The following is a 25,661-nucleotide window of genomic DNA, read 5'->3' as shown; positions in this document are numbered from 1 at the left end:
ATCAGGGTTGCAGGCGACAGCCTTGGCGTTCGCCTTGCCACCGGGCGCTGTTGCTACGCCCCATGCCGCTGGCGGTAACCAGTTTTTGCGTGCGGTCATCGGTCAGTTCGCTGGGCAACCATTGCTTCACGTAGCCACGGCAATACTCGGCGTCGTTGTTCATGACGTAGCGGCACGAGCAATATTCCTTGGCGGTGTAGGCGCTGATAATGTCCGGGAAGGCCCACAGATTCTCGCGCTCGTGCCAGCCCCAGCCCAGCAGCACGACAAGCAGCACCAGCAGGATTCGTCTGAACAACTTCATGGCCGCACCGCCCCGAGCACACGCTTGAGCAATTCGTTGTGGCGATAGCTGCCGTCGCGGTCATCGCCGTAGCGCACGATCACCAGTTTTTCGCTCGGGATCACGTACAGCGCCTGGCCCCAGTGGCCGAGGGCGGCGAAGGTGTCGGGGGGGGCGTCGGGCCACGGCGAGGGGGCACCGTCTGCCGGTCGATTGAGCCACCAGTGGCCGCCGGGCACGGCTTCGTCCTGATTAGCCTTGTAGCCGGCGAAGGGTTGGCGATTGAAGGCGACCCAATCCTTGGGCAACAACTGCCGGTCGTTCCAGCGTCCGTCCCGTTCCATCAGCAGGCCGATTCGCGCCAGATCCCGGGCCGTCAGGTAAGCGTATGAAGACGCGACGAAGGTGCCCGTGGCATCGGTTTCCCAGGTGGCATGGCGGATGCCCAAAGGATCGAAAAGTGCCGTCCATGGATAGTCGGGATACCGCTGCGGGCCGACGATGGTTTTCAGCGCCGCGACCAACAGATTGCTGTCGCCGCTGGAATAGCGGAACGCCTGACCCGCTGGTGCGTAGCTGTCGTGGTCGGCGGTGAAGGCGGCCATGTCGCGATGACCACGGGTGTAGAGCATGGCCACCACCGAGGATTTCAGCGGGGCGTATTCGTAGTCTTCCTGCCAGTCGATGCCCGAGGCCCAGTGCAGCAGATCCTGGATCGTGATGGCCGGGTGTTTTTCCAGCACCGGGTAAAACTTCGCGACGGGATCATCGAGCTTGAACAAGCCTTCGCCGTACGCCACGCCGAACACCGTGGCCATCAGGCTTTTGCTGATCGACCAGGTCAGGTGCGGCGTGTCGGCGGTGGTCGCAGCGGCGTAGCGTTCATAGATGAGCTGGCCGTCGCGGATCACCAGCAAGGCGTCGGTGCGGATGCCTTGGCGGGTGTTGTCATCGCGGGTCGGGAAGGCGTAGGCCTCCATTGCATCGACGGCCGGGCCGGTGAGTTTCGGGCCGCTCGGCCACTGCTCGCCCGGCCATTGTTCGGCCTGAACCGTGAAGCTGATCAGCAGCAGAAACAGGGACAGGCCTTTGAACATGGTGAGGGCTCTGGGGATGAACCTGACAAGACTAGCCGGCGTTCATGACAGATGTGTTTTGACTTGCCGCCAACGCCTTGGCCAGACGCTTGGCCCGCACACCTGCGGCCAGTTGCATGACCGACTGATCGCGCTGCCACATCGCTGCCCATTCCGGATTGCCGTCGAGCAGCGCCTGATCGACTTCCGCTTTAAGCCCGTCGAACTGCGCAAACAAGCCACCGAGCAACACATGCCCCGCCGGATTGTTCGGTGGCTGCCGACTGACCTCCGCGCAACCGGCCAACAGCGCCAGCAAGCGCAATTGCAGCGGCTGCGGCCAGCCGCTGTCCTGACCGACGCCGTACAGCCACGCGGTCATTGCGCTGAGCACATAGACATCTTCAAGGCTGCGGAACGGTTTGACGTAGGCATCCCAACCGTCACCGGCGAGCAGTTCGCACAGAGCGTCGTCGAGATACAGGCGGCCATGGCTGATGTCCGGCATCAACGGCAGCGCCGGGAGTTTTTCCACGCGCACGCCGGATTCGCCGGGGTACACCACCGCCAGGCTCAGGCGCGGCGATTCGCCGGGTTGCTCACTGCGGGCGGCGATCAACAGCCAGTCCGCTGCATCGCCGGCGGTGACGAAATCCTTTTGCCCGCTAAGGCGCAGATCCGTGAGCCGGGTCTGCATGTCCGCCGGTCGCAGGCTGCGCTGTTCGGTCGCACACAAAGCCCCCAGGCTCGGCGGCGCGCTCGGCCAGAGCATCCGCAACGCCGCCTGATAGCCCACCAGAAACGCCAGCCCCGGCGTCGCCATCCGCCGCCCTCCCACCACCGCCAGTTCGAACGGCGTGACGCTGCCCAGTTGATGCAGCAGCGTGGCGAAACCCTCCGCCAGATCGGCAACGGCGGGCAGGCGTTCGCGACATTCAAGCAGGGTCGACCAGGTCATCAGAGGCTCCTCGTGGGCTGTCATATAAGCATCACCAAACATTCATGGCGATGACACCGGGGCTACATAGCCTGACTTTGCACAACACGGCTGCATAAAGAAAGTCGATCGGCTGTAACCCACGACGGGTTAAAGGCCCGTACGGAGATTCAAATGACTCAGATCGCCCGCATCAGCGACACCGGCAATGAACGCCGTCTGCAAGCCGAACGCCTGATCGGCGCCGAGGCCTTGCAGCAAGCCCAGGCCTTGCGTTTCAACGTGTTCAGCGGCGAGTTCAACGCCAAGCTGAAAGGCGCGGAACTGGGTCTGGACATGGATGACTATGATGTTCACTGCAGCCACATCGGCGTGCGTGACCTGAACACCGGCCGCCTGGTGGCGACCACCCGTTTGCTCGATCACACCGCCGCCAGCAGCCTGGGCAAGTTCTACAGCGAAGAAGAATTCAGCCTGCACGGCCTCGCCGGTCTGCAAGGCCCGATCCTGGAAATCGGCCGCACCTGCGTCGACCCGGCCTACCGCAACGGCGGCACCATCGCCGTGCTCTGGGGCGAACTGGCCGAAGTCCTCAATCAGGGCGGCTACAGCTATCTGATGGGTTGCGCGAGCATCCCGATGCAGGACGGCGGCGTACAGGCCCACGCGATCATGCAGCGCCTGCGCGAACGTTACCTGTGCACCGAACACCTGCGTGCCGAGCCGAAGAACCCGCTGCCAACCCTGGATATTCCGTCGAACGTGATTGCCGAAATGCCACCGCTGCTCAAGGCCTACATGCGCCTGGGCGCGAAGATCTGCGGCGAGCCGTGCTGGGACGAAGACTTCCAGGTCGCCGACGTGTTCATCCTGCTCAAGCGCGACGAACTCTGCCCGCGCTACGCCAAGCACTTCAAGGCGGCCGTGTGATGAGCCGGCTGCGGGTGTACGCGCGGATCGCGCGGGTGCTGCTGGTGGTGACGCTGGGTTTGAGCATGGCCAGTGTCTTCGGGGTTTTCGAGCGATTGGGTCTGGCCCATTCGATGCAACGCCGGCAGCGCTGGTCGCGGTTTTTCATGGCGCGCCTGAGCAATGCCCTGCCCTTTCGCGTGACCGTCCATGGCGAGCTGCCGAAGCAGCCGATGCTGTGGGTCAGCAACCATGTGTCGTGGACTGACATTCCGCTGCTCGGGATGCTCACGCCGCTGTCGTTTCTGTCCAAGGCCGAAGTGCGCACCTGGCCGGTGGCCGGTTGGCTGGCGGCGAAGGCCGGCAGCCTGTTCATCCGTCGCGGTTCGGGCGACAGCCAGTTGATCCGCAAGCAGATGACCCGTCACCTGCAAACCGAACATCCGCTGCTGATGTTCCCGGAAGGCACCACCACCGACGGTCGTTCGCTGCGTACCTTCCATGGTCGTCTGCTGTCGGCGGCGATTGATTCGGAAGTGAAGCTGCAACCGGTGGCGATCCGTTATCTGCGCAATGGCGAGATCGATTCGCTGGCACCGTTCATTGGCGACGACGATCTGCTGTCACACCTGATGCGTCTGTTCAGCAACGACTGCGGCGATGTGGAAGTTCATCTGCTCAAGCCGATTGCCTGCCAGGGTCGGGAACGCGCGGCGCTGGCGTACGAAGCCCAGCAAGCGGTGCAGAAAGCGTTGTTCGGCGAGGTGGCCAAACCGGCCGAACCGCGTCGTGCAGGCGAGCTGATCGCTGCCTGATCGTCAACATCTGCCTACAGCTGCCGGCCTGCAAAGTCCTGCAGCTGTGGGTAGAACAAGCGAAAGTCGTCACTGAGCGGTTCGTACAAACGCCGCAATTCCTGCATCGCCCCCGCCAGTTCTTCAGGTTTGCTCAGGCGCCGGGAAATCCCGCGCAGCACCTGCTCCAGCACTTCAAATTCCTGATACGAACCCAACCAATCATTGGCCACCATATGCGGGGCGATCTTCGCCAGGCGCTCGGGCAATTGCCGCTCGCTGGACAGCACTCGGTATACGTCAGTGGTGAATTGCGCCAGCGGTCGGTCGGCGTAGAGCGCCCAGTCCCGGGCCAGGCAATGGTCGAAGAACACGTCGAGGACGATGCCGGCGTAACGGCGACGGGTCGTGGAAAAACGCGCCAATGAAGCGTCCACCAACGGGTGGCGATCGGTAAAGACATCGATCTGACGATGCAGGGCAATCGCCGCTTCGATCTCCGGATCGAACTGCCCTTGCAGCCGTCCTTTGACGAAATCGCCATACAGACTGCCGAGCCATTGACCGGGACGCTGGCCACCGAGGTGCAAATGTGCGAGATAGTTCATGGGCGCAGCTTAGCACCGCGCCCGCGTTTGTTTACACTTCACATATCGTTATAACCCGATATACCGATTTATGCGGTCGTCAGATCGAATTCATATTGGTATATCGCGAAATACCGATTTAAAGTTCGCCTCATCGCGATATAGCGCTACACACATCACGAGCAACCAGCCATGAACATTGACCTCGACGAAATAATAAAAGCCCTGGCACACCCAGTACGGCGAGACATCCTCAACTGGCTGAAAGACCCGAAAGCCCAGTTTCCGGAACAGATCCACAACCACGAGTACGGCATCTGCGCCGGGCAGATCGATCAACGCTGCGGCCTGTCGCAATCGACCGTCTCCGCCCACCTGGCCACCCTGCAACGCGCCGGGCTGATCAGCAGCCAGAAGGCCGGCCAGTGGCACTTTTTCAAACGCAACGAGGACGTGATCCAGGCGTTCCTCAGCACCCTCAGCAAAGAGCTCTGACCCTTAACGTCAGCCAGCCAAAAGGACCCAACGATGCCCCTCTCGCTCCTCATACTCGCCTTGAGCGCCTTCGCCATCGGCACCACCGAGTTCGTCATCATGGGCCTGCTGCCCGATGTGGCGGCCGACCTCGGGGTGTCGATTCCCGGCGCCGGCTGGCTGGTGACCGGTTACGCCCTGGGCGTGGCGATTGGTGCACCGTTCATGGCGATGGCCACCGCAAGACTGCCGCGCAAGGCTGCACTGGTCGCGTTGATGGGCATCTTCATTATCGGCAACCTGCTCTGCGCCATCGCCACTGACTACGAGGTGCTGATGTTCGCCCGAGTCGTCACCGCCCTCTGCCACGGTGCGTTCTTCGGCATCGGTTCGGTGGTCGCGGCCAACCTGGTGGCGCCGAACAAACGCGCTTCGGCCGTAGCCCTGATGTTCACCGGTCTGACCCTGGCCAACGTACTCGGCGTACCGCTGGGCACCGCACTCGGTCAGGAAGCCGGCTGGCGCTCGACCTTCTGGGCAGTGACCGTGATCGGTGTGATCGCGCTGATCGGCCTGATCCGCTTCCTGCCGGCCAAGCGTGACGAAGAAAAACTCGACATGCGCGCCGAACTGGCTGCGCTCAAAGGCGCCGGGATCTGGCTGTCCTTGAGCATGACCGCATTGTTCGCCGCCTCGGTGTTCACCCTGTTCACTTATGTCGCACCGCTGCTGGGCGATGTCACCGGCGTCTCGCCCCGTGGCGTGACCTGGACCTTGATGTTGATCGGCCTGGGCCTGACCGTCGGCAACATCATCGGCGGCAAGATGGCCGACAAAGGCCTGGCCGCGACACTGATCGGCGTGTTCATCGCCATGGCCGTGACCTCCACCGTACTGACCTGGACCAGCATCGCGCTGATCCCGACCGAAATCACCCTGTTCCTCTGGGCCACCGCGTGTTTCGCCGCCGTGCCAGCCCTGCAAGTGAACGTCGTGACCTACGGCCAGGCCGCACCGAACCTGGTCTCGACCCTGAACATCGGCGCCTTCAACGTCGGCAACGCCCTCGGCGCCTGGGTCGGCGGCAGCGTCATCGCCCACGGCTACGGCCTGACCAGCGTACCTCTTGCTGCTGCGGCGCTCGCGATCCTGGCACTGCTGGTCACCCTGATCACCTTCCGCCGGAACGGCAATCCCGAGCTGGCCACCGCTAACTGATTCACTCACTTACCTCACGAGGGTTGTATCTCATGGCAACAATTTTCGATCCGATCAAACTGGGCGACATCGAACTGTCCAACCGCATCATCATGGCGCCGCTGACCCGCTGCCGCGCCGACGAAGGCCGCGTACCGAACGCGCTGATGGCCGAGTACTACGTACAACGCGCCTCGGCCGGCCTGATCCTCAGCGAAGCCACTTCGGTGACCCCGATGGGCGTCGGCTACCCGGACACCCCGGGCATCTGGTCCAACGATCAGGTGCGCGGCTGGACCAACGTGACCAAGGCCGTTCACGCGGCAGGCGGCAAGATCGTCCTGCAACTGTGGCACGTCGGGCGAATTTCCCACCCGTCGTACTTGAACGGCGAAGCGCCGGTTGCACCGAGCGCCATCCAGCCTAAAGGCCACGTCAGCCTGGTGCGTCCACTGGCCGACTTCCCGACGCCTCGCGCGCTGGAAACCGCTGAGATTGCCGACATCGTCGACGCCTACCGCGTCGGCGCAGAAAACGCCAAGGCAGCCGGTTTCGACGGCGTGGAAATCCACGGCGCCAACGGTTACCTGCTCGACCAGTTTCTGCAAAGCAGCACCAACCAGCGCACTGACAACTACGGCGGCTCCCTGGAAAACCGTGCCCGCCTGCTGCTGGAAGTGACCGACGCGGCCATCGAAGTCTGGGGCGCCGGCCGTGTCGGCGTGCACCTGGCACCGCGCGCCGACTCCCACGACATGGGCGACGACAATCTGGCCGAAACCTTCACCTACGTCGCCCGCGAACTGGGCAAGCGTGGCATCGCCTTCATCTGCTCCCGCGAGAAAGAAGGCGCCGACAGCCTCGGCCCGCAACTGAAAGAAGCCTTCGGCGGCGCTTACATCGCCAACGAACGCTTCACCAAGGACAGCGCCAACGCGTGGCTGGCCGAGGGCAAGGCTGACGCTGTGGCATTCGGTGTGCCGTTCATCGCCAACCCGGACCTGCCGGCACGTTTGAAGGCCGATGCGCCGCTGAACCAACCGCACCCGGAAACCTTCTACGGCAAAGGCGCGGTCGGCTACCTCGACTACCCGACGCTGTAAGCCACACTGCAGAAACACAAAAGCCCCTGACTCTCACGAGTCGGGGGCTTTTTATTTATTGAAGCGTTTTCATTGCAATACAGCGAAACCCTTTTCAACTTCCCTTGAAAATCATCAGCAACTAACTTTCAACCCGCCACAATAAAAAAAGATGTACGGATCACTATAGCTACTCCTGACATCTTGGATCCAACGAACAAACCAAACATTCAAGGAAGATAAATCATGAACTCTCCAAAACTGCTCGCCCTTTTCTCCCTGATCGGCGTTTTATCTGGGAGTGCTTTTGCTGCTCAACCTCAGGAAACCGTTATCGCCTTCACCGTCAATAATGTCAGCAGCAGTGCGATCGAAATAAAACCGGGCGACGGGAGTAAAATCGAACCGTACGAATTCGACATCCTTAATTTCTCTAAAGACTTGAAAATCAGCAGCTTACGAGAAGGAGACAGTGCAGGCTTCGGCCACGCCTTCCTACTCACATCGGGGGACAAGTCCTGTTACTTCTCCAGCAGTATCACCCTTACAAAATTGAATGGGGTTATCTCTCCGATCATTCAAGGTGAAGCTCGAACAACAGGCAAGACACCGGCCATCTGCTCCACTGGGAATATTGAACAGCCCAAAAACCAACCTTATAGCTACAATGTAAACATCTCCATGGGAGACTTAAAAAAATAAACTCAACGCTGAAAAACCGCCTTACTCTCTGATAAATAGCCAATCCGAAATCAGCTCGACTCTGAAAGAAGCAGGGCTGATTTTCGCAGGGTATATTTCGGCTACTTATACATCCACTTGACTGTCGGCATCGATAGATTCAAAGGTCTGTGTTGATATTTGACGCCATGGACAAGTTATTGCTGCTGGCGTCCCTTCACAGAACCAACACAATTTCCCTACAAAATACATAGCCCGCTACGTATAAACTTCGCGCCGCAAACCTGTATAAATGCAGGTTGATCGGCGCGACCGTGTTAATGACGAATTTTGTTTCATTTGCGCAGGCTGGGGCTCAGGCGCAGCATGTCCAGCCCGGTATCGACCCAGCGCTCGGCTTCGGCATACAGCTCGAAACTGTCCGGGGCCAGCAGCCATTGATACAGGATGCCATCGATAAAGGCGTGAATGCTGATGGCCGCGCGGGCGGTGTCGAGGTCTTGCGGCAACTGCCCACGATTGACTGCATTACTCAATGTCAGCGCGATCCGCACATTGCAATCGAGGCTGGCCGTCCGACGCTGTTGGCGCAGGTCGCACATTTCATCGGTGAACTCGCACTTATGAAACAGAATTTCGTTGATACGCCGGGTTTTCGGGTCCAGCGCAACTTGATGAAACAAATGAATCAGCAATTTGCGCATGCAGCCCAACGGGTCTGGCTCGTCCTCGCTTTCGCTGGCCTTGGCCAGCTCGTCCAGCGGTTCATGCAGCGTATCGAGCATCGCCTGCAACAGGTCGGCCTTGTTGCTGAAGTGCCAGTAGATGGCGCCGCGCGTCACGCCGGCCATCGTCGCGATGTCCGCCAGCGTCGTGCGCGCAACGCCCCGCTCATAAAAAGCTTTCTCGGCCGCTTCGAGTATCTGGCTTCGTGTCTCTTGAGCTTCCTCTTTGGTACGACGGACCATGGCAGTAAAACCTCAAACAGGATGTTTCAGGGATGGCTGAATATCCGCTGAATAAAAAGGGGTGGATCTCTCGCGGATCGACTCCCCCGGCCTACAATTTCAGACCTTGCGACGACTTTTGTAACCAGGTGGGTACGCGGCAAAGGTATTTACAAACAACCATGAACGTAAGTATATTCCTTAGCAAGCTACTTATCCACCCGGTACCCTATTTTTACCCTTCCACACTTCTTGTGCGCTTTTCGCGCGCCTGACCCGAGGATCTTCATGCAATTCAAGCCAGCTGTTACCGCTCTGGTCACTGCCGTCGCCCTGGCATCGCTGCTCAGCGGATGTAAAAAGGAAGAGGCGGCTCCCGCCGCACCACCTCCTCAGGTCGGCGTCGTCACCCTGCAACCACAGGCCTTTACCCTCACGTCGGAACTGCCGGGGCGCACCAGTGCGTTCCGCATTGCTGAAGTCCGTCCGCAGGTCAACGGCATCATTCTCAAGCGTCTGTTCAAGGAAGGCGGCGATGTCAAAGCCGGCCAGCAGCTGTATCAGATCGATCCGTCGGTCTATGAAGCGACCCTGAAAAGCGCCGAAGCCAACCTGCGTTCGACCAAGTCGATCTCCGACCGCTACAAGCAACTGGTCGACGAACAGGCCGTGAGCCGTCAGGAATACGACACGGCCGTGTCCAACCGCCTGCAATCGGAAGCTTCGCTGCAGAGCGCGCAGATCAACGTGCGTTACACCAAGGTCTACGCGCCGATCTCCGGGCGTATCGGTCGTTCTTCGGTCACCGAAGGCGCACTGGTCAGCAGTGGCCAGGCCGATGCGATGGCGACCATCCAGCAACTGGACCCGATCTACGTCGACGTCACTCAGTCTTCGGTCGAATTGCTGGAACTGCGCCGCGAGCTGGAAAGCGGCCGCCTGCAGAAGGCCGGCGACAATGCCGCAGCGGTCAAGCTGACCCTGGAAGACGGCAGCCAGTACAAGCTCGACGGTAAGCTGGAATTCTCCGAAGTATCGGTCGACCCGACCACCGGCTCCGTGACCCTGCGCGCCGTGTTCCCGAACCCGGATCACACCCTGTTGCCAGGCATGTTCGTTCGCGCCCAGCTGCAGGCCGGTGTCAACGCCGCCGCCATCCTGGCGCCGCAACAAGGCGTGACCCGTGACCTCAAGGGCACGCCGACCGCGCTGGTCGTCGGTGCGGACAACAAGGTCGAACTGCGTCAGCTCAAGGCCAGCCGTACCGTCGGCAGCCAGTGGCTGATCGAAGACGGCCTGAAAGCCGGCGATCGCCTGATCACCGAAGGGCTGCAATTCGTCCGCCCTGGTGTTCAGGTCAATCCGACCGAAGCGACCAACGTAGCCAAGAACCCGGCACCCGCCAAGGCAGCTGACAAAGCCTACGGCGGCAAAGGGGAGTAACTCATGTCGAAATTTTTTATCGACCGTCCGATTTTCGCCTGGGTAATTGCCCTGGTGATCATGCTGGTCGGGGCTCTATCGATCCTCAAGTTGCCGATCAACCAGTACCCGAGCATTGCGCCACCGGCCATTGCGATTTCCGTGACCTACCCGGGTGCTTCGGCACAAACGGTTCAGGACACCGTGGTGCAGGTGATCGAGCAACAGCTCAACGGTATCGACAACCTGCGTTATGTGTCGTCGGAAAGTAACTCCGACGGCAGCATGACCATCACCGCGACCTTCGAGCAAGGCACCAACTCCGACACCGCGCAGGTCCAGGTCCAGAACAAGCTGAACCTGGCCACCCCGCTGTTGCCGCAGGAAGTGCAGCAACAGGGTATCCGCGTGACCAAGGCAGTGAAGAACTTCCTGCTGGTAATCGGCGTGGTATCGCGTGACGGCAGCATGTCCAAGGACGACCTGTCCAACTACATCGTGTCGAACATGCAGGACCCGATCTCGCGGACTGCCGGTGTCGGTGACTTCCAGGTCTTCGGTGCCCAGTACGCGATGCGCATCTGGCTCGACCCGGCCAAGCTGAACAAGTACAACCTGACCCCGGCCGATGTCAGCGCCGCGATCTCGGCGCAGAACGTGCAGATTTCCTCCGGTCAGCTCGGCGGTCTGCCGGCGCTGCCAGGCCAGCAACTGAACGCCACGATCATCGGCAAGACCCGCCTGCAGACTGCCGAGCAGTTCAAGGCGATTCTGCTGAAGGTCAACCAGGATGGCTCGCAAGTGCGTGTCGGCGATGTTGCCGACGTCGGCTTGGGTGGTGAGAACTCCAGTATCGCGGCGCAGTTCAACGGCAAACCGGCTTCCGGTCTGGCGGTGAAACTGGCCAACGGTGCCAACGCCCTCGACACCGCCAAGGCCCTGCGCAAGACGATTGACGACCTCAAGCCGTTCTTCCCGCAAGGCATGGAAGTGGTGTTCCCGTACGACACCACCCCGGTGGTGACCGAATCGATCAAGGGTGTGGTTGAAACCCTGGTCGAAGCGATCGCGCTGGTGTTCCTGGTGATGTTCCTGTTCCTGCAGAACTTCCGCGCCACTGTCATCACCACGATGACCGTGCCGGTGGTATTGCTCGGTACGTTCGGCATCCTCGCGGCCGCCGGTTTCAGCATCAACACCCTGACCATGTTCGGTATGGTGCTGGCCATCGGCTTGCTGGTGGACGACGCCATCGTCGTGGTGGAAAACGTCGAGCGGGTGATGGCCGAAGAAGGCCTGTCACCGAAGGAAGCGACCAAGAAGTCCATGGGCCAGATCCAGGGCGCACTGGTCGGTATCGCCCTCGTACTGTCGGCGGTACTGCTGCCGATGGCGTTCTTCAGCGGTTCCACCGGTGTGATCTACCGTCAGTTCTCGATCACCATCGTCTCGGCCATGGCCCTGTCGGTAATGGTCGCGCTGATCTTCACCCCGGCACTCTGCGCCACCATGCTCAAGGCGATTCCGAAAGGCGAGCACGGCACGCCGAAACGCGGTTTCTTCGGCTGGTTCAACCGCAACTTCGACCGTAGCGTTCGCAGCTACGAGCGCGGCGTCGGCAACATCCTGCAGCGCAAGGCGCCGTACCTGCTGGCCTACATCCTGATCGTGGTCGGCATGATCTGGCTGTTCACCCGCATTCCGACCGCGTTCCTGCCGGAAGAAGACCAGGGCGTACTGTTCGCCCAGGTACAGACGCCTGCCGGTTCCAGTGCCGAACGCACGCAGGTGGTGATCGATGAAATGCGTACCTACCTGCTGGATAAAGAATCCAGTTCGGTAGCCTCGGTGTTCACCGTGAACGGCTTCAACTTCGCCGGTCGCGGCCAGAGCTCGGGTCTTGCGTTCATCATGCTCAAGCCATGGCACGAGCGTGACGCGAACAACAGCGTGTTTGCCCTGGCTCAACGCGCCCAGCAGCACTTCTTCACTTTCCGCGATGCGATGGTGTTTGCCTTCGCCCCGCCGGCCGTACTGGAGTTGGGTAACGCCACCGGTTTCGACGTGTTCCTGCAGGACCGCGCCGGTATCGGTCACGACAAGTTGATGGAAGCCCGTAACCAGTTCCTCGGCATGGCTGCGCAGAGCAAGGTGCTCTATCAGGTCCGTCCGAACGGCCTGAACGACGAGCCGCAATACCATCTGGAAATCGACGACGAGAAGGCCCGTGCCCTGGGCTTGAGCCTTTCCGACATCAACAGCACCCTGTCGATCTCCTTCGGTAGTAGCTACGTCAACGACTTCATCGACCGCGGTCGTGTGAAGAAGGTTTACGTGCAAGGTCAGGCCGGTGCTCGCATGAGCCCTGAAGACCTGAAGAAGTGGTACGTGCGCAACAGCGCCGGCACCATGGTTCCGTTCTCCGCGTTCGCCAAGGGCGAGTGGATCTACGGTTCGCCGAAACTGGCGCGCTACAACGGTGTAGAAGCGATGGAGATCCTCGGTTCTCCGGCGCCGGGCTACTCGACCGGTGAAGCGATGGCCGAAGTCGAAGCGATTGCCGCCAAGCTGCCGCCAGGTGTCGGTATCTCCTGGACCGGTCTGTCCTACGAGGAACGTCTGTCCGGCTCGCAAGCGCCAGCGCTGTACGCTCTGTCGCTGCTGATGGTGTTCCTGTGTCTGGCGGCGCTGTATGAAAGCTGGTCGATTCCGATCGCGGTCATGCTCGTGGTGCCGCTGGGGATCATCGGTGCGCTGATGGCCACCAGCCTGCGCGGCCTGTCGAACGACGTGTACTTCCAGGTAGGTCTGTTGACGACCATCGGTCTGGCGGCTAAAAACGCCATTCTGATCGTCGAATTCGCCAAGGAGCTGCACGAGCAAGGGCGCAGTCTGCGCGATGCAGCGATCGAAGCCTGCCGCATGCGTCTGCGACCGATCATCATGACGTCGCTGGCCTTCGTCCTCGGTGTTGTACCGTTGGCGATCTCCACCGGCGCAGGCTCGGGCAGTCAACACGCGATCGGTACCGGCGTGATTGGCGGTATGCTCACGGCCACGATCCTGGCGATTTTCTGGGTCCCACTGTTCTTCGTCACTGTGTCGTCCATGGGCCAGCGCAAAAACGCCGGCAAGGATGACGCCATAGAAACTCCTAAAGAGGCTGGCCAATGAGCAAGTCGCTACTCTCCATCGCAGTCGCCGCCTTCGTGCTGAGCGGTTGCTCGCTGATACCGGATTATCAGCAGCCGCAAGCACCGGTGGCCGCGCAATTCCCGCAGGGCCCGGCGTACTCGCCGGCCCAGGCACCGGCGCAGGCCGCTGCCGAGCAAGGCTGGAAGCAGTTTTTCCATGACCCTGCCCTGCAACAGCTGATCCAGGTCGCCCTGGAAAACAACCGCGACCTGCGTGTCGCGGCGCTGAACATCGACGCCTATGCCGCTCAGTACCGCATCCAGCGTGCCGACCTGTTCCCGGCGGTGTCGGCCAATGCCAGCGGCAGCCGTCAGCGGGTTCCGGCCCGTGCGTCGCAGACCGGTGAAGCGAACATCACCAGTTCGTACACCGCCACCGTCGGCATCAGCGCCTACGAACTCGATCTGTTCGGTCGGGTTCGCAGCCTGAGCGAACAAGCGCTGCAACAATACTTCGCCACCGAAGAAGCGCGCCGCAGCACCCAGATCAGCCTGGTGGCCAGCGTGGCCAACGCCTACCTGACCTGGCAGGCCGACAAGGAACTGCTGAAGCTGACTCAGGACACCCTCGGTGCCTTCGAGGAAAGCTACAAGCTGACCAGCCGCAGCAACGAAGTCGGTGTGGCTTCGGCGCTGGACCTGGCGCAGTCGCGCACCTCGGTTGAAAACGCCCGCGCACAACTGGCGCGCTACACCCGCCAGGTCGCTCAGGACGAAAACAGCCTGACCCTGCTGCTCGGCACCGGCGTGCCGGCCAACCTGCAAGCGGCCAAACCGCTGTCGGATGACCTGCTCAGCGATGTGCCGGCCGGTCTGCCGTCGGATCTGCTGCAACGTCGTCCGGACATCCTTCAGGCCGAGTACAACCTGAAGGCGGCCAACGCCAACATCGGCGCGGCCCGTGCAGCGTTCTTCCCGAGCATCAGCCTGACCGCCAACGCGGGCAGCCTGAGCCCGGACCTGTCCGGCCTGTTCAAGGGCGGTTCGGGCACGTGGCTGTTCCAGCCGCAGATCAACCTGCCGATCTTCAACGCCGGCAGCCTGCGCGCCAGCCTCGACTACGCCAAGATCCAGAAGGACATTGGCGTGGCGAACTACGAGAAGTCCATTCAAACGGCCTTCCAGGAAGTCGCCGACGGCCTGGCCGCGCGCCAGACCTACACCGAGCAGTTGCAGGCGCAGCGTGACTTCGTTCAGGCCAACCAGGATTACTACCGTCTGGCCGAACGTCGCTACCGCATTGGCGTCGACAGCAACCTGACCTTCCTCGATGCCCAGCGTCAGCTGTTCAGCGCCCAACAGGCCCTGATCACCGACCGCCTCGCGCAGTTGACCAGTGCGGTCAACCTGTACAAGGCATTGGGTGGTGGCTGGAATGCGCAAACCGCGCAGAACGAGCCGCTGAAAGAAGAAGCGCCGAAGATGAAGTTGTTCTGATCGTCTCGCGATAAACAAAAAGCCCACCATTCGGTGGGCTTTTTGTTGTCTGCGCAACGCCTTCAGCCGCCGACACCGTTGAGCAGAAACACCGGTTCTTCCAGATAATCGAGCCCCAGGCGGTTTTCGAACATTTCATCGCGCAGCGCCGCCGTGGTGAAACACCCGAGGTTCAGCGCGGTGGCCACCAGTGAAAACGTCTGGCTCAGGTGCCCCGCATCCATCAGCGCCACCCGCAGCGCCCGGCTGAACTCGTACTTCCAGGACAACCGCTCGACCCGCGCGGTGGACACGAACACCGCGGCCGCGTCCTTCACCCAGGGTTGCCCGCCACTGGCCTCGCTGATCCAGGTTCTAGGATCTTCCCGCGACAGCAACTCCAATCCGTGACGACGTACGGAGTAGTGATAAAGCCCCCGTTCGAAACCCTGCACATTCATCAGCACCGCATACACCTCGGTGGCTTGCAGCGAGCCGCCGGAGGGCGAGGTTTTCTTCAGGAAATAATCGCCCATACCGTTCGGCTCCATCGCGGTCACGCCCCAGGTGTAATAGAGCAGCAGGGACAATTGCGTCGGGGTCAACGGCTTGCCGCTGAACGCCCGAGACGTACGCCGGGCGCACAGCGAATCAAGCAGTGTCGTTTCGGCGAGGGTCTCGCCGGGCACCAGCAGCGGGTTTTCCAGGGCAATGAAAGGATGAGAGTGATAGTCCTTGAAGGATGACGGCTGACGCTGCTGCGAGGCCTTCTGTTCAAGCTCGGCCTCAAGCTCGACGACGCTGACGTAGGGCGTCTGCAAACCGGTGCGGGTGCTGAGGTAAAACTCCAGCGCCGCCTCCCAGCGCGACCAGAGCTTGAGCGGTTGCCTGTGCACCCTGTCCCGCGGACCTGCGACAGGCTGCACAATCCCGTGACTCACCAGCGCCTGCAAAAAAGCCAGATGACTGCCCTGCTCCGGGCTATTCAAAACGCCCGGCAGCATCAGCGCACTCTCAAGCGAATGCGGGGTCATGAAGTGGTTCAACAACGGCAGCAACGTCAGGCAGAAATCCAGACTCAGGCCCGACTGCCGATCCCGCAGCGCAAAGGATGAAGACCCGACACTGAACCACACGCTTTCCCTGAGCTTGAGCAACGAGCCGGGCTCGAGGGCCGGAGTGTCCGGCGCTGGCGGCGGCTCGCGGCCCTGCCAGAACATATCCCTGGGCTTGAGACGCTTGATGTCGCGAATCAGGACCTCCAGTTGTGCATCGTCGGTTCTGTCGGCGATGTCCCATTCCAGCGTCACCGCCCTGACCGGGGACACCGCAAACAGCTGCGCCAACAGGTCCCAGTCCCGACGCGGATGCCCGGTGTGGATTTCAATCAGCCGATCCAGCGGCAACGAACGCAAGTAATCCTTGAAGTCGTAACCCAGCGCTTTGGCGGTGGTGATGGCGCTGTCCAGATCCAGCAGAAACCCCGCACCGCTGCGCTGCACCACGCTTGAAATGAATTCGCCTTCCGACTGCTCGGGGGCGTCGGCCAATGAAAACAGACGTGGCGCGTTTTCCAGCACCAGCGGTGTCGCGGTCAGCGCTTGCAGCTCAAGGGCGTTGGCAACCACCGTGTCGGCCACTTCCGCTGCCAGGGTCGGCAAGATGAAGTGCTGGGTGTCGCCGCCGTGAAACCGCGACCAGGAAATGTGCTCGGCCAGCCAGGGTGATCGGGTTCTGTCGCACAGCCGTCGGGTCATCTGCAGAAACTCGCGATCCATCGCGATGCCCACACTGCCGAGAGACAGGCTGGAGGAATGCAACAGGCTGGGCGTCTGCTCCCCGACTTCGAGCAGTCGCGGCTCGAGGATGCTGTGGGTCGGCTGAAACTCCAGGTAATCGAAATATGGCAGGCCTTCGGCGAGGATCCGCTCCAGAGTCGGATCGACTGCATGATCCGCAACCCGGTGCCGGGGCAAGTGATACTCCAGCCCTACCCCGGCCTCGGGAAACCGCGAAGCATCAAACATCGTCATGATTGCCTCCCGGGCTCAGGCCGTTGCACCCAATACCGGTGGCGTCGTGGTCAATGGCGCCGCAGCGGCGAGCCGTCCGGCGTATTTGCTCTCCATGGCCCGCACCTCGGCGGCAAGGTTTTCCAGCAACTGGCGCCCGTGGGGCGTGAAATCCTCACTGCCTTGAAGGTCCGGCAAGGCCCGGATCAACCCCCGCAGAATGAACAGCAGACGGTTCTGCGCCCGCTGCAATTCCTCGTCGGAACGCGACCGCACCCGTTCCATGTACTTGACCAGCGCGATGTACACGTAAAACGCATGAAAGTAGCCATACAGGTCACGTTTCTGGCCCGACCACGGCAAGCTGAATGACGCCTCCTGCGAAGCATCGGGGTCGACGACCGCCGACACCTCGACGACGTGATAAAGCAACTGATGAGTCGCCTCATGCACCAGGGATTCCTCAAGATCGAGAATCGAGTCATCCCGGCTCGCCAGAAGGATGACGCCGGTGTAGCGCGAAGCCGAACAACTGCGAAAGGTACCGTCCGGCAGGTAACAAATGGATTTGATCAGAGACTTCATCTGTTCGCGGCAGGCCGGCCAGGTGTGCTCGATCCGCAACAAGGCAATCTTTACCACGTCAGCGAAGAACCGACTGGAAACACCGCCGCGCTCCAGACGCTTGCGGGTCGCCTCGTCTTCCGGGAATTCATAACTGGGCGGCGTGGCCTGCATGATCAGCGGATCGGCGTCGAACCGGTAGACCGGCGGGTCGTTCTGAACCACGACCGACTTGCTCCGGGCCTTGACCCTGTCGAGCATCTCGGGAAACTCGAATAATGTCTTTTCCAGTTCGGCAGTATTCTCTGACTTTCCGACCAGAAAGTGATTGGTTAAACGAAACGCCTGCCCAGTCCATATCTGAAAAACCGGGTCATTGATAATCGAGGCCTGCTCACGGGGTGGCAGCAATACAAGTTCCACCGCCTGATCGAAAAACACCGAGAACCGCGATTCTCCGGAAAACAACTTGAATAATTCGGCATATAAAACCATGAAGATGGTGAAACGATTGCGACTGACATGTTCAAGTAATATTTCAAATCTTGAATATCTGGCATCGGCAAGAAATGTGTTCCCTTTAAACAAGTCATCAACCGTCGAATCAAATTCGCCGTGGTTTCCAATATCCATTTTTCAACCATCCTTTCAGGCAGGCGGCAATGGTTTCGCCATGGTCAGACTGGCGATGTCATAGCCCAATTGTTCATAAAGACCACGCGCCGGCAGGTTGCGGCCAAACACATGCAGACGCATTTCCTCGCAGTCGTTCTGGCGCGCCCAGGTTTCGGCGGCCAGCATCGATTGCCGGGCATGACCCTGACGGCGCTCGCCAGGCTCGATGTAGATATCCAGGATGAAGGCAATCGGCTTCGTGCCGACATGTCGACGGGCGATCCACAACTCGCCGATGCGTCGCTGGTTGTCCCGGATCACCCAGAGCTGATGGTTTTCGGTCAGCCGTCCCTTGTCCAGCAACTGCGCGAAAGCCGTGGCGGATCGGTGCGAGGCTTCTGCCTGGCTCCATTCTCCCGAGGCGACCATGCCTTGGGCATACTCGTCGACCGCCCTTTCGGTGAACGTCACAAAGTCCGCGTCGTCCATGGGAATCAAGGTGACTGACATACGTCGCTCACTCCCTCTGCATGCACTTTGCAATCGGGCCATTTGGCGCGCACAGAGCCGGATCGCCGCTCCACGACACGCCAAACAGCCCCCCGGGCATCAGTCCATCCGTGCCTGAATCTGTTGTTGCTGGTCAAAGATCGCAGCCGTTCCCAGTTTGTCGCGAATACCCGCCCCCGCGGTGCCCAGTTTTGCCACATCAATATTCTTGACGGCGCTCAGTTCGGTTGCGCTCAAGTGCACACCAATGCCCTTGGCCGCGCCTTCAGCATCCTTGTGCAACTGTTCCGCAAAGTCCTTATCAATAAGGGCACGACCAACCACCGTCGCGAGACGTTCCTGATTCACTTTTGCAGGCATGTTATCTCTCCTTGTTATCAATAATTAATTCTCTCGAGAGCGACAACAAACCTCCCTGCCCCTTTCGAGAATTTTGAATATAGCAATGCCTGTTTCCTTTGCCAGTTACAACGCAGCTTCCCGTTAAACCTTTTCACGATAAGCGATAACGCCAATTATTAAGTTGAACCCGCGATGATTGAGAGAGCCTTTATTACAACAATTACTGTAGGTAATTTCCTACAACTAAAGAAATAAGCACATCCACAATCGCCATTAATAGAACGCCGCCGGAACAACTCGTTAATACGAAACATAAACACGGGATTTCATTAAGAATGCGCTGAGAACGGGAAATAAAACCCTCGCCGATTAGCGTTCGATAATCGCACAAAACCCTGTTTACCCCGATTGAATCCCCGTGCCGATCCCCCTCACCATTGCCCACACCAACAAAACCAATAAAAACAGGTTCATCCCCATGACCACGCGTCCTCCCCGCTCGGGCTGATCCCGCCCTTCGTTTCATCGAGTCCGTTTCTTGTCTGCAACCTCCGGTTGCGGCTGCGAACTGCTTCATCCCAAACAATTAGAGAGACCCGAGCCCATGACACGTTCCACAACACCTTACGCACTCAGCCTGATCGCCCTGGCACTGGCCGGCGCCGCTTTGCCCGTCGTGGCCGAAGAAGCCGGTTTCGTCGAAGGGGCCAAGGCCGACCTGAACCTGCGCAACTTCTACATCAATCGCAATTTCACCAACCCGACCAAGGCTCAGGGCAAGGCCGAAGAGTGGACGCAAAGCTTTATCCTCGACGCCAAGTCCGGTTTCACCCAGGGCACCGTCGGTTTCGGCATGGACGTGTTGGGGCTGTACTCGATGAAACTCGATGGCGGCAAAGGCACTGGTGGCACGCAACTGTTGCCGCTGGATCATGACGGTCGCCCGGCGGACAACTTTGGTCGCACCAACGTGGCGTTCAAGGCCAAGCTGTCGCAGACCGAAATCAAGGTCGGCGAATGGATGCCGGTGCTGCCGATCCTGCGTTCGGACGACGGCCGCTCGCTGCCGCAGACCTTTCGCGGCGGGCAGATCACCTCGAAGGAAATCGCCGGCCTGACCCTGTATGGCGGCCAGTTCCGCGCCAACAGCCCCCGTGACGACAGCAGCATGAGCGACATGTCGATGTTCGGCAAAGCCGCGTTCACCTCCGACCGCTTCAACTTTCAGGGCGGCGAATACGCGTTCAATGACAAGCGCACGCAGATCGGCCTGTGGAACGCCGAACTCAAGGACATCTACAGCCAGCAGTACGTCAATCTGATCCACAGCCAGCCACTGGGCGACTGGACCCTCGGCGCCAACCTCGGTTTCTTCTACGGCAAGGACGACGGCAGCGCCCGGGCCGGCGAGCTCGACAACAAGACCTGGTCGGGGATGTTCTCCGCGCGATACGGCGGCAACACCTTCTACGTCGGCCTGCAAAAACTCACGGGCGACAGCGCCTGGATGCGGGTCAACGGCACCAGCGGCGGCACCCTCGCCAACGACAGCTACAACTCAAGCTACGACAACGCCCGGGAACGTTCCTGGCAACTGCGCCACGACTACAACTTCGCCGCCCTCGGCGTGCCCGGCCTGACCCTGATGAACCGCTACATCAGCGGCGACAATGTGCACACCGGCACCATCACCGACGGCAAGGAATGGGGCCGCGAATCGGAACTGGGCTACACCGTGCAGAGCGGCACGCTGAAGAATCTGAACGTCAGATGGCGCAACTCGACCATGCGTCGCGACTTCAGCAACAACGAGTTCGACGAGAACCGGTTGATCATCAGTTACCCGATCAGCCTGCTCTAGGTCGCTGTGCCATCCGTCAGGATTAATGGCACGCCGCCAGCCGCCGAGTAGAGAGGGAGCACCTGAAGGACTCAGGTGACCCACCCTCTTCGCTTCCCAGGGTTTGATTGATCAGAGCCACGGCCGCCATCGCGAACCGGCTAGCGATGACGTCCGCTTGAACGCTTTCACTCTCGGGATTCGACACCCAACTCATCCCACACCGACTCGGCCAGATGAAAGGTCGCATTCGCCGCCGGAATTCCGCAGTAGATCGCGCTCTGCATGATCACTTCCTTGATCTCGCCACGGCTCACGCCATTGTTGGCCGCTGCGCGCAGGTGCAACTTGAGTTCGCCTTCGCGGTTCATGCCGATCAGCATGGCGATGGTGATCAGGCTACGGGTGTGGCGCGGCAGGCCCGGACGGGTCCAGATGTCGCCCCAGGCATGACGGGTGATCATTTCCTGGAACTCCGAGTTGAACTCGGTCAGCGTGGTCAGGCTGCGATCGACATGGGCGTCGCCGAGGACCGCGCGGCGCACTTGCATGCCGTCGTCATAACGTTGTTTCTCGTCCACGGAAATCCCCTCAAGCGGCCAGCAGAAATGTCAGCACGCGGTCGCTGAACGCGTCGCCGGCCTGAACGTTGGAAAGGTGCGCTGCGTAAAACTCGGCGTACTCGGCGCCGCGCACATGTTCCTGAATGAAATGTCCGCCGGACGGCGGCGTCACTGCGTCTTCAGTACCGGCGATCACCAGTAGCGGCGCCTTGATCGACGATAACTGCTCACGGAAATCCGCATCGCGCACCGCCGCGCAGTTGGCGGCGTAACCTTCAGGATTGGTCGCGGCCAGCATGTCGGTGATCTGCTTGGCCGCTGCCGGATGGGCGGCAGAAAAGTCCGGGGTAAACCAACGGGCAATCGATGCATCGCGCAACGCGACCATCGCCGCCGGGCCGTCGCGCAGCACGGTTTCGATGCGCGGGTTCCACACCGACGGATCGCCGATTTTCGCCGCCGTGTTGCAGACGATCAGTTTGTTCAGCCGCTGACCGGCATTGATCCCCAGCCACTGACCGATCAAGCCGCCCATCGACAGACCGCAGAAATGCGCACGTTCGATGTGCAGCGCATCCAGCAGTGCCAGCACGTCGCGGCCCAGTTGCTCGATGCTGTAAGGGCCCGGCGTCACCAGCGACTGGCCGTGGCCACGGGTGTCGAAACGCAGCACGCGAAAGTGCTCGGTGAACGCCGGCATCTGGGCGTCCCACATGTGCAGATCGGTGCCCAGCGAGTTGGACAGCACCAGCACCGGCGCATCGACCGGGCCTTCCAATGAGTAATGCAGTTCGCCATCGGCGAGTTGAACGAAAGCCACAGCCCTCTCCTTCAGACAGATAACGCGTGATGTTCGGCCACCGCACGCTCGACCCAGACCTGCGCCTGACCGAGGTAACGGGCGGGATCGAGCAGATGATCCAGTTCGGTAGCGCTGAGTTCGGCGGTCACTTGCGGTTCGTCGCCGAGTACCGCACGCAGATGGCGTTGTTCAGCCACCGCCCGTTTGCAGCATTGTTCGAGCACATGATGCGCGGTGTCGCGGCCGACCCGTTGCGCGAGGACGATGCTCACTGCTTCGGCCAGCACCAGGCCTTGGGTCAATTCCAGGTTGCGGGCCATGCGCGCGGCATCGACTTCCAGACCGTCGGCCAGCAGTCGCGCCTGTTGCAGCGCACCCGACACCAGGCAGCAGATGTCCGGCAAGGTTTCCCATTCGGCGTGCCACAAGCCGAGGCTGCGCTCGTGCTCCTGAGGCATGGCGCTGAACAGCGTCGAGACCAGACCAGGCACGCGGGTCGCCGCACCGATCAACACCGCCGCGCCCACCGGGTTGCGCTTGTGCGGCATGGTCGAGGAACCGCCCTTGCCCGGCGCTGAAGGTTCAAATACTTCTGCCGCTTCGGTCTGCATCAACAGGCTGATGTCGCGGCCGAATTTGCCGAGGCTGCCGGCGATCAGACCGAGCACCGCGCCGAACTCGACGATGCGATCACGCTGGGTGTGCCACGGTTGTTCCGGCAGGGTCAGTTGCAGTTCTTCGGCCAGCGCATGGGCAATCGGCAATGCCTGTTCGCCCAGCGCTGCGAGGGTGCCCGAGGCGCCGCCGAATTGCAGCACCAGCAGGCGCGGCTTGAGTTCGCGAAGACGCTGTCGGCTGCGAGTGATTGCACCGAGCCAACCGGCGATCTTCATGCCGAGGGTCACCGGTGTTGCATGTTGCAGCCAGGTGCGTCCGGCCAGTGGCGTCGCCGAGTAGCGTTGCGCCTGGGCCGCGAGGGCGTCGGCCAATTGCGCCAGCTCCCCTTCGATCAGTTCCAGCGCCTGACGCAATTGCAGCACCAGCCCGGAATCCATCACGTCCTGGCTGGTGGCGCCCAGATGCACATAGCGCTCGGCCTCGACATTGGTTGCGGCAATCCGTTTGCCCAACGCCTTGACCAGCGGAATCGCCGAATTGCCCGCCGTGGCGATGGCTTCGCCCAACGCGGCGAAATCAAACAGCTCGGCGCGACAGGCGTTTTCGATGGATGCCACAGCACTCGCCGGAATCACCCCGACCCGCGCTTCGGCCCGGGCCAGCGCCGCTTCGAAGTCGAGCATCGCCTGCACCCGGCCCTGATCGCAGAACACGTCGCGCATATCGCGGGCAGTGAAATAGGCATCGAACAATTGATTGCCCGGTCGCTGAGTCATAAACAGTCCTTGCAGGCGCGGGCCGTTGTGACCCGCGCACTTCGGTTTAGAGATCGTGGTGCAAGTAGGCGGCCTGTTTCGGCAGGCGCAGGCTGAACAGGAACGCCACCGCCATCATCACCGTGACGTACCAGTAGAAGGCGTTTTCCATGCCCCCGGCTTTCAGGCTCAGGGCCACGTATTCGGCCGAACCGCCGAAGATCGCGTTAGCCACCGCGTAGGCCAGGCCGACGCCGAGGGCGCGGACTTCCGGCGGGAACATTTCGGCTTTCACCAGGCCGCTGATCGAGGTGTAGAAACTGACGATCGCCAGCGCCACGGTGATCAGCACAAAGGCCAGGAACGGGCTGCTGACGCTTTTCAGGCTCAACAGGATCGGCACAGTGAACAGCGTACCGAGGGCGCCGAACCAGAGCATCGAGTTACGCCGGCCGATCTTGTCGGCGAGCATGCCGAACAGTGGCTGCATGCACATATATAAGAAGAGCGCGCCGGTCATGATGAAGCTCGCGGTCTTGGCGTGCATGCCGGCGGTGTTCACCAGGTACTTCTGCATGTACGTGGTGAAGGTGTAGAAAATCAGCGAGCCACCGGCGGTATAGCCGAGGACGGTGATGAACGCAGCCTTGTGATCGCGGAACAGCGCCCGGATGCTGCCGGCGTCTTTGTGTTCGCGTATTTCCTTGTTGGTGGTTTCTTTCAGGGCGCGACGCAGGAACAACGAAATCAGCGCCGCCACCGCCCCGACCACAAATGGAATCCGCCAGCCGTAGGCCCGCAGTTCATCTTCAGAGAGGAATTGCTGCAGGATCACCACCACCAGCACCGCCAGCAGTTGCCCGCCGATCAACGTCACGTACTGGAACGAGGCGAAGAAACCGCGCTGGCCCTTGAGTGCCACTTCGCTCATGTAGGTCGCGGTGGTGCCGTACTCACCGCCCACCGACAAGCCCTGCAACAGGCGCGCGAACAGCAACAGCACCGGCGCCCAGACCCCGATGCTGTTGTAGGTCGGCAGACAGGCAATGAGCAACGAGCCGAAACACATCATCAGAATCGAGATCAGCATCGAATTCTTGCGCCCGTGCTTGTCCGCCACTCGGCCGAAGATCCAGCCGCCGATCGGTCGCATCAGGAACCCGGCCGCGAACACGCCTGCCGTGTTGACCAGCTGCACCGTGGGGTTGTCAGAGGGAAAAAACGCCGGGGCGAAATAGATCGCGCAGAAGGCGTAGACGTAGAAGTCGAACCATTCGACCAGGTTGCCGGACGAGGCGCCGACAATGGCGAAGATGCGCTTGCTGCGCTCCTCACCGGTGTAATGAGCTGTGGTGGTTGTCATTGTTTTTCACTCGATAGGGACAGTGAGAGTCTAGACACACTTCGCAACAATCCCGTTCCACATTGGATCAGCGACACACCTTCCCTGTGGCAGGGAAGGTGCAGTGTTCTTTCAATAATCGAAGAACACGGTTTCCGCGTCAGTGCCCTGCAGGATCACATTCCACTGATAAACACCCGCCGCATCCGGCTTGGCCAGCAACGTGGTGCGGCGCTCGGCCGGTACGCATTCGAGCAGCGGATCATTGACGTTCGCCGGATCGCCCTCGAAATAAATCCGCGTCAGCAAGTGCTTCACCAACCCGCGCGCAAACACCAGCACCACCAGATGCGGCGCCTGGGTCGAGCCTTTCAGGCCTTCGACCGTGCCCGGTTTGATCGTGGTGAAACGGAAGCGCCCTTCGGCATCCACCGGCACCCGGCCGAAACCTTCGAAGTTCGGGTCCAGCGGTTTGGCCTGTTCGTCTTCCGGGTGATCGTATTTGCCGGCGGCGTTGGCCTGCCAGACTTCGAGCATGGCGTCGTTGACGACATCGCCGTTGCCATCCACCACTTGCCCGCTGATCGCCACGCGCTGGCCGAGGGTCAGTTCGTTGGCGAGGTTCTCGCGGTTCAGCCAGGTCAGGCCGATGTGGTAATACGGCCCGACGGTGTGGGACGTGGTCGCAGTCAGGGTCAT

Annotated in this window: 24 protein-coding genes; 10 read left to right on the top strand and 14 right to left on the bottom strand. The window is 60.8% G+C overall.

All coding sequences use genetic code 11. The features are described from left to right. Position 1 precedes the first annotated feature (1 nt). Genes AC1RME_RS19430 through AC1RME_RS19420 form a run of 3 tightly spaced genes read right to left on the bottom strand, consistent with a single transcriptional unit; the run spans position 2 to position 2,317 of the window. Positions 2-304, bottom strand: a complete 303-nt coding sequence (locus AC1RME_RS19430; protein ID WP_096819467.1) for an amidase — start codon at positions 302-304, stop codon at positions 2-4. Next, positions 301-1,380, bottom strand: a complete 1,080-nt coding sequence (locus AC1RME_RS19425; RefSeq protein ID WP_096819468.1) for a serine hydrolase domain-containing protein — start codon at positions 1,378-1,380, stop codon at positions 301-303. Before AC1RME_RS19425 ends, AC1RME_RS19430 begins: the two co-directional genes overlap by 4 nt. A gap of 31 nt (positions 1,381-1,411) precedes the next feature. Further along, positions 1,412-2,317 (bottom strand): acyl-CoA dehydrogenase middle domain-containing protein, encoded by a 906-nt coding sequence (locus AC1RME_RS19420; protein ID WP_096819469.1) that lies wholly within the window; start codon positions 2,315-2,317, stop codon positions 1,412-1,414. A 153-nt stretch (positions 2,318-2,470) separates the two neighbouring features. Here AC1RME_RS19420 and olsB point away from each other — a divergent pair, with 153 nt between their 5' ends. Beyond that, complete coding sequence (olsB, locus tag AC1RME_RS19415; RefSeq protein ID WP_096819470.1) at positions 2,471-3,226, top strand: L-ornithine N(alpha)-acyltransferase; 756 nt, start codon at positions 2,471-2,473, stop codon at positions 3,224-3,226. Next, positions 3,226-4,020: a lysophospholipid acyltransferase family protein gene (locus AC1RME_RS19410; RefSeq protein ID WP_096819471.1), complete on the top strand. Its 795-nt coding sequence runs from the start codon at positions 3,226-3,228 to the stop codon at positions 4,018-4,020. Before olsB ends, AC1RME_RS19410 begins: the two co-directional genes overlap by 1 nt. Before the next feature lie 14 nt (positions 4,021-4,034). On the opposite strand, the gene AC1RME_RS19405 is transcribed toward AC1RME_RS19410, so the two are convergent. Further along, positions 4,035-4,607, bottom strand: a complete 573-nt coding sequence (locus AC1RME_RS19405; RefSeq protein ID WP_096819472.1) for an acyl carrier protein phosphodiesterase — start codon at positions 4,605-4,607, stop codon at positions 4,035-4,037. Between the two features lie 171 nt (positions 4,608-4,778). On the opposite strand from AC1RME_RS19405, the gene AC1RME_RS19400 reads away from it, so the two are divergent. The 4 genes from AC1RME_RS19400 to AC1RME_RS19385 all read left to right on the top strand — a co-directional run bounded on the left by AC1RME_RS19400 (position 4,779) and on the right by AC1RME_RS19385 (position 8,041). Then, the gene (locus tag AC1RME_RS19400) at positions 4,779-5,081 is read left to right on the top strand and encodes an ArsR/SmtB family transcription factor (RefSeq protein WP_007957866.1); all 303 of its coding nucleotides are present in this window, start codon (positions 4,779-4,781) and stop codon (positions 5,079-5,081) included. A gap of 33 nt (positions 5,082-5,114) precedes the next feature. After that, positions 5,115-6,278 carry an MFS transporter gene (locus AC1RME_RS19395; protein WP_096819473.1) on the top strand — a complete coding sequence of 388 codons (1,164 nt, stop codon included), beginning with the start codon at positions 5,115-5,117 and terminating at the stop codon, positions 6,276-6,278. A 32-nt stretch (positions 6,279-6,310) separates the two neighbouring features. Beyond that, positions 6,311-7,360 (top strand): alkene reductase, encoded by a 1,050-nt coding sequence (locus AC1RME_RS19390; protein ID WP_096819474.1) that lies wholly within the window; start codon positions 6,311-6,313, stop codon positions 7,358-7,360. Positions 7,361-7,585: 225 nt separating this feature from the next. Next, on the top strand, positions 7,586-8,041 hold the full coding sequence (locus AC1RME_RS19385) for a hypothetical protein (RefSeq protein ID WP_096819475.1): 456 nt from the start codon (positions 7,586-7,588) through the stop codon (positions 8,039-8,041). A 314-nt stretch (positions 8,042-8,355) separates the two neighbouring features. Here AC1RME_RS19385 and emhR read toward each other — a convergent pair whose 3' ends face one another. Beyond that, positions 8,356-8,988 (bottom strand): efflux system transcriptional repressor EmhR, encoded by a 633-nt coding sequence (gene emhR, locus AC1RME_RS19380; protein ID WP_096819476.1) that lies wholly within the window; start codon positions 8,986-8,988, stop codon positions 8,356-8,358. A gap of 267 nt (positions 8,989-9,255) precedes the next feature. Here emhR and emhA point away from each other — a divergent pair, with 267 nt between their 5' ends. The 3 genes from emhA to emhC are packed head-to-tail and all read left to right on the top strand — an operon-like array spanning position 9,256 to position 15,020. Further along, complete coding sequence (gene emhA, locus AC1RME_RS19375) at positions 9,256-10,410, top strand: efflux RND transporter periplasmic adaptor subunit EmhA (protein ID WP_085712979.1); 1,155 nt, start codon at positions 9,256-9,258, stop codon at positions 10,408-10,410. A 3-nt stretch (positions 10,411-10,413) separates the two neighbouring features. Next, positions 10,414-13,563 (top strand): efflux RND transporter permease subunit EmhB, encoded by a 3,150-nt coding sequence (gene emhB, locus AC1RME_RS19370; RefSeq protein ID WP_096819477.1) that lies wholly within the window; start codon positions 10,414-10,416, stop codon positions 13,561-13,563. Next, on the top strand, positions 13,560-15,020 hold the full coding sequence (gene emhC / locus AC1RME_RS19365; RefSeq protein WP_102621469.1) for an efflux RND transporter outer membrane subunit EmhC: 1,461 nt from the start codon (positions 13,560-13,562) through the stop codon (positions 15,018-15,020). Before emhB ends, emhC begins: the two co-directional genes overlap by 4 nt. A gap of 62 nt (positions 15,021-15,082) precedes the next feature. Here the strand turns inward: emhC and AC1RME_RS19360 are convergent, their stop codons facing one another. The 4 genes from AC1RME_RS19360 to AC1RME_RS19345 form a co-directional block, all read right to left on the bottom strand. After that, positions 15,083-17,032 (bottom strand): multinuclear nonheme iron-dependent oxidase, encoded by a 1,950-nt coding sequence (locus AC1RME_RS19360; RefSeq protein ID WP_096819479.1) that lies wholly within the window; start codon positions 17,030-17,032, stop codon positions 15,083-15,085. A 15-nt stretch (positions 17,033-17,047) separates the two neighbouring features. Beyond that, a complete protein-coding gene (locus tag AC1RME_RS19355) occupies positions 17,048-18,208 on the bottom strand; it encodes an aKG-HExxH-type peptide beta-hydroxylase (RefSeq protein ID WP_096819480.1) in 1,161 nt (386 codons plus the stop codon). Positions 18,209-18,223: 15 nt separating this feature from the next. Then, a complete protein-coding gene (locus AC1RME_RS19350; RefSeq protein ID WP_096819481.1) occupies positions 18,224-18,700 on the bottom strand; it encodes a GNAT family N-acetyltransferase in 477 nt (158 codons plus the stop codon). Between the two features lie 99 nt (positions 18,701-18,799). After that, positions 18,800-19,060 carry an Os1348 family RiPP precursor gene (locus tag AC1RME_RS19345; protein WP_096819482.1) on the bottom strand — a complete coding sequence of 87 codons (261 nt, stop codon included), beginning with the start codon at positions 19,058-19,060 and terminating at the stop codon, positions 18,800-18,802. Between the two features lie 586 nt (positions 19,061-19,646). Here AC1RME_RS19345 and AC1RME_RS19340 point away from each other — a divergent pair. Next, positions 19,647-20,903: an OprD family porin gene (locus AC1RME_RS19340; protein WP_096819483.1), complete on the top strand. Its 1,257-nt coding sequence runs from the start codon at positions 19,647-19,649 to the stop codon at positions 20,901-20,903. Between the two features lie 167 nt (positions 20,904-21,070). On the opposite strand, the gene pcaC is transcribed toward AC1RME_RS19340, so the two are convergent. From pcaC to pcaG, 5 genes are all read right to left on the bottom strand, one after another. After that, positions 21,071-21,463 (bottom strand): 4-carboxymuconolactone decarboxylase, encoded by a 393-nt coding sequence (pcaC, locus tag AC1RME_RS19335; RefSeq protein ID WP_025110738.1) that lies wholly within the window; start codon positions 21,461-21,463, stop codon positions 21,071-21,073. Positions 21,464-21,473: 10 nt separating this feature from the next. Continuing rightward, positions 21,474-22,265, bottom strand: coding sequence for a 3-oxoadipate enol-lactonase (gene pcaD / locus AC1RME_RS19330; RefSeq protein WP_096819484.1), 792 nt, complete (start codon positions 22,263-22,265; stop codon positions 21,474-21,476). An 11-nt stretch (positions 22,266-22,276) separates the two neighbouring features. Next, on the bottom strand, positions 22,277-23,641 hold the full coding sequence (locus AC1RME_RS19325; RefSeq protein WP_096819485.1) for a 3-carboxy-cis,cis-muconate cycloisomerase: 1,365 nt from the start codon (positions 23,639-23,641) through the stop codon (positions 22,277-22,279). A gap of 46 nt (positions 23,642-23,687) precedes the next feature. Further along, positions 23,688-24,983, bottom strand: coding sequence for an MFS family transporter (locus AC1RME_RS19320; protein WP_096819486.1), 1,296 nt, complete (start codon positions 24,981-24,983; stop codon positions 23,688-23,690). 111 nt (positions 24,984-25,094) lie between these two features. After that, positions 25,095-25,661, bottom strand: coding sequence for a protocatechuate 3,4-dioxygenase subunit alpha (pcaG, locus tag AC1RME_RS19315; protein WP_007957832.1), 567 nt, complete (start codon positions 25,659-25,661; stop codon positions 25,095-25,097).

The organism is Pseudomonas sp. GW822-FHT03F08 (genome assembly GCF_058801265.1).
The sequence above is the reverse complement of the archived record's forward strand: the minus strand, read 5'-3'. Positions and strand labels throughout refer to the sequence as shown.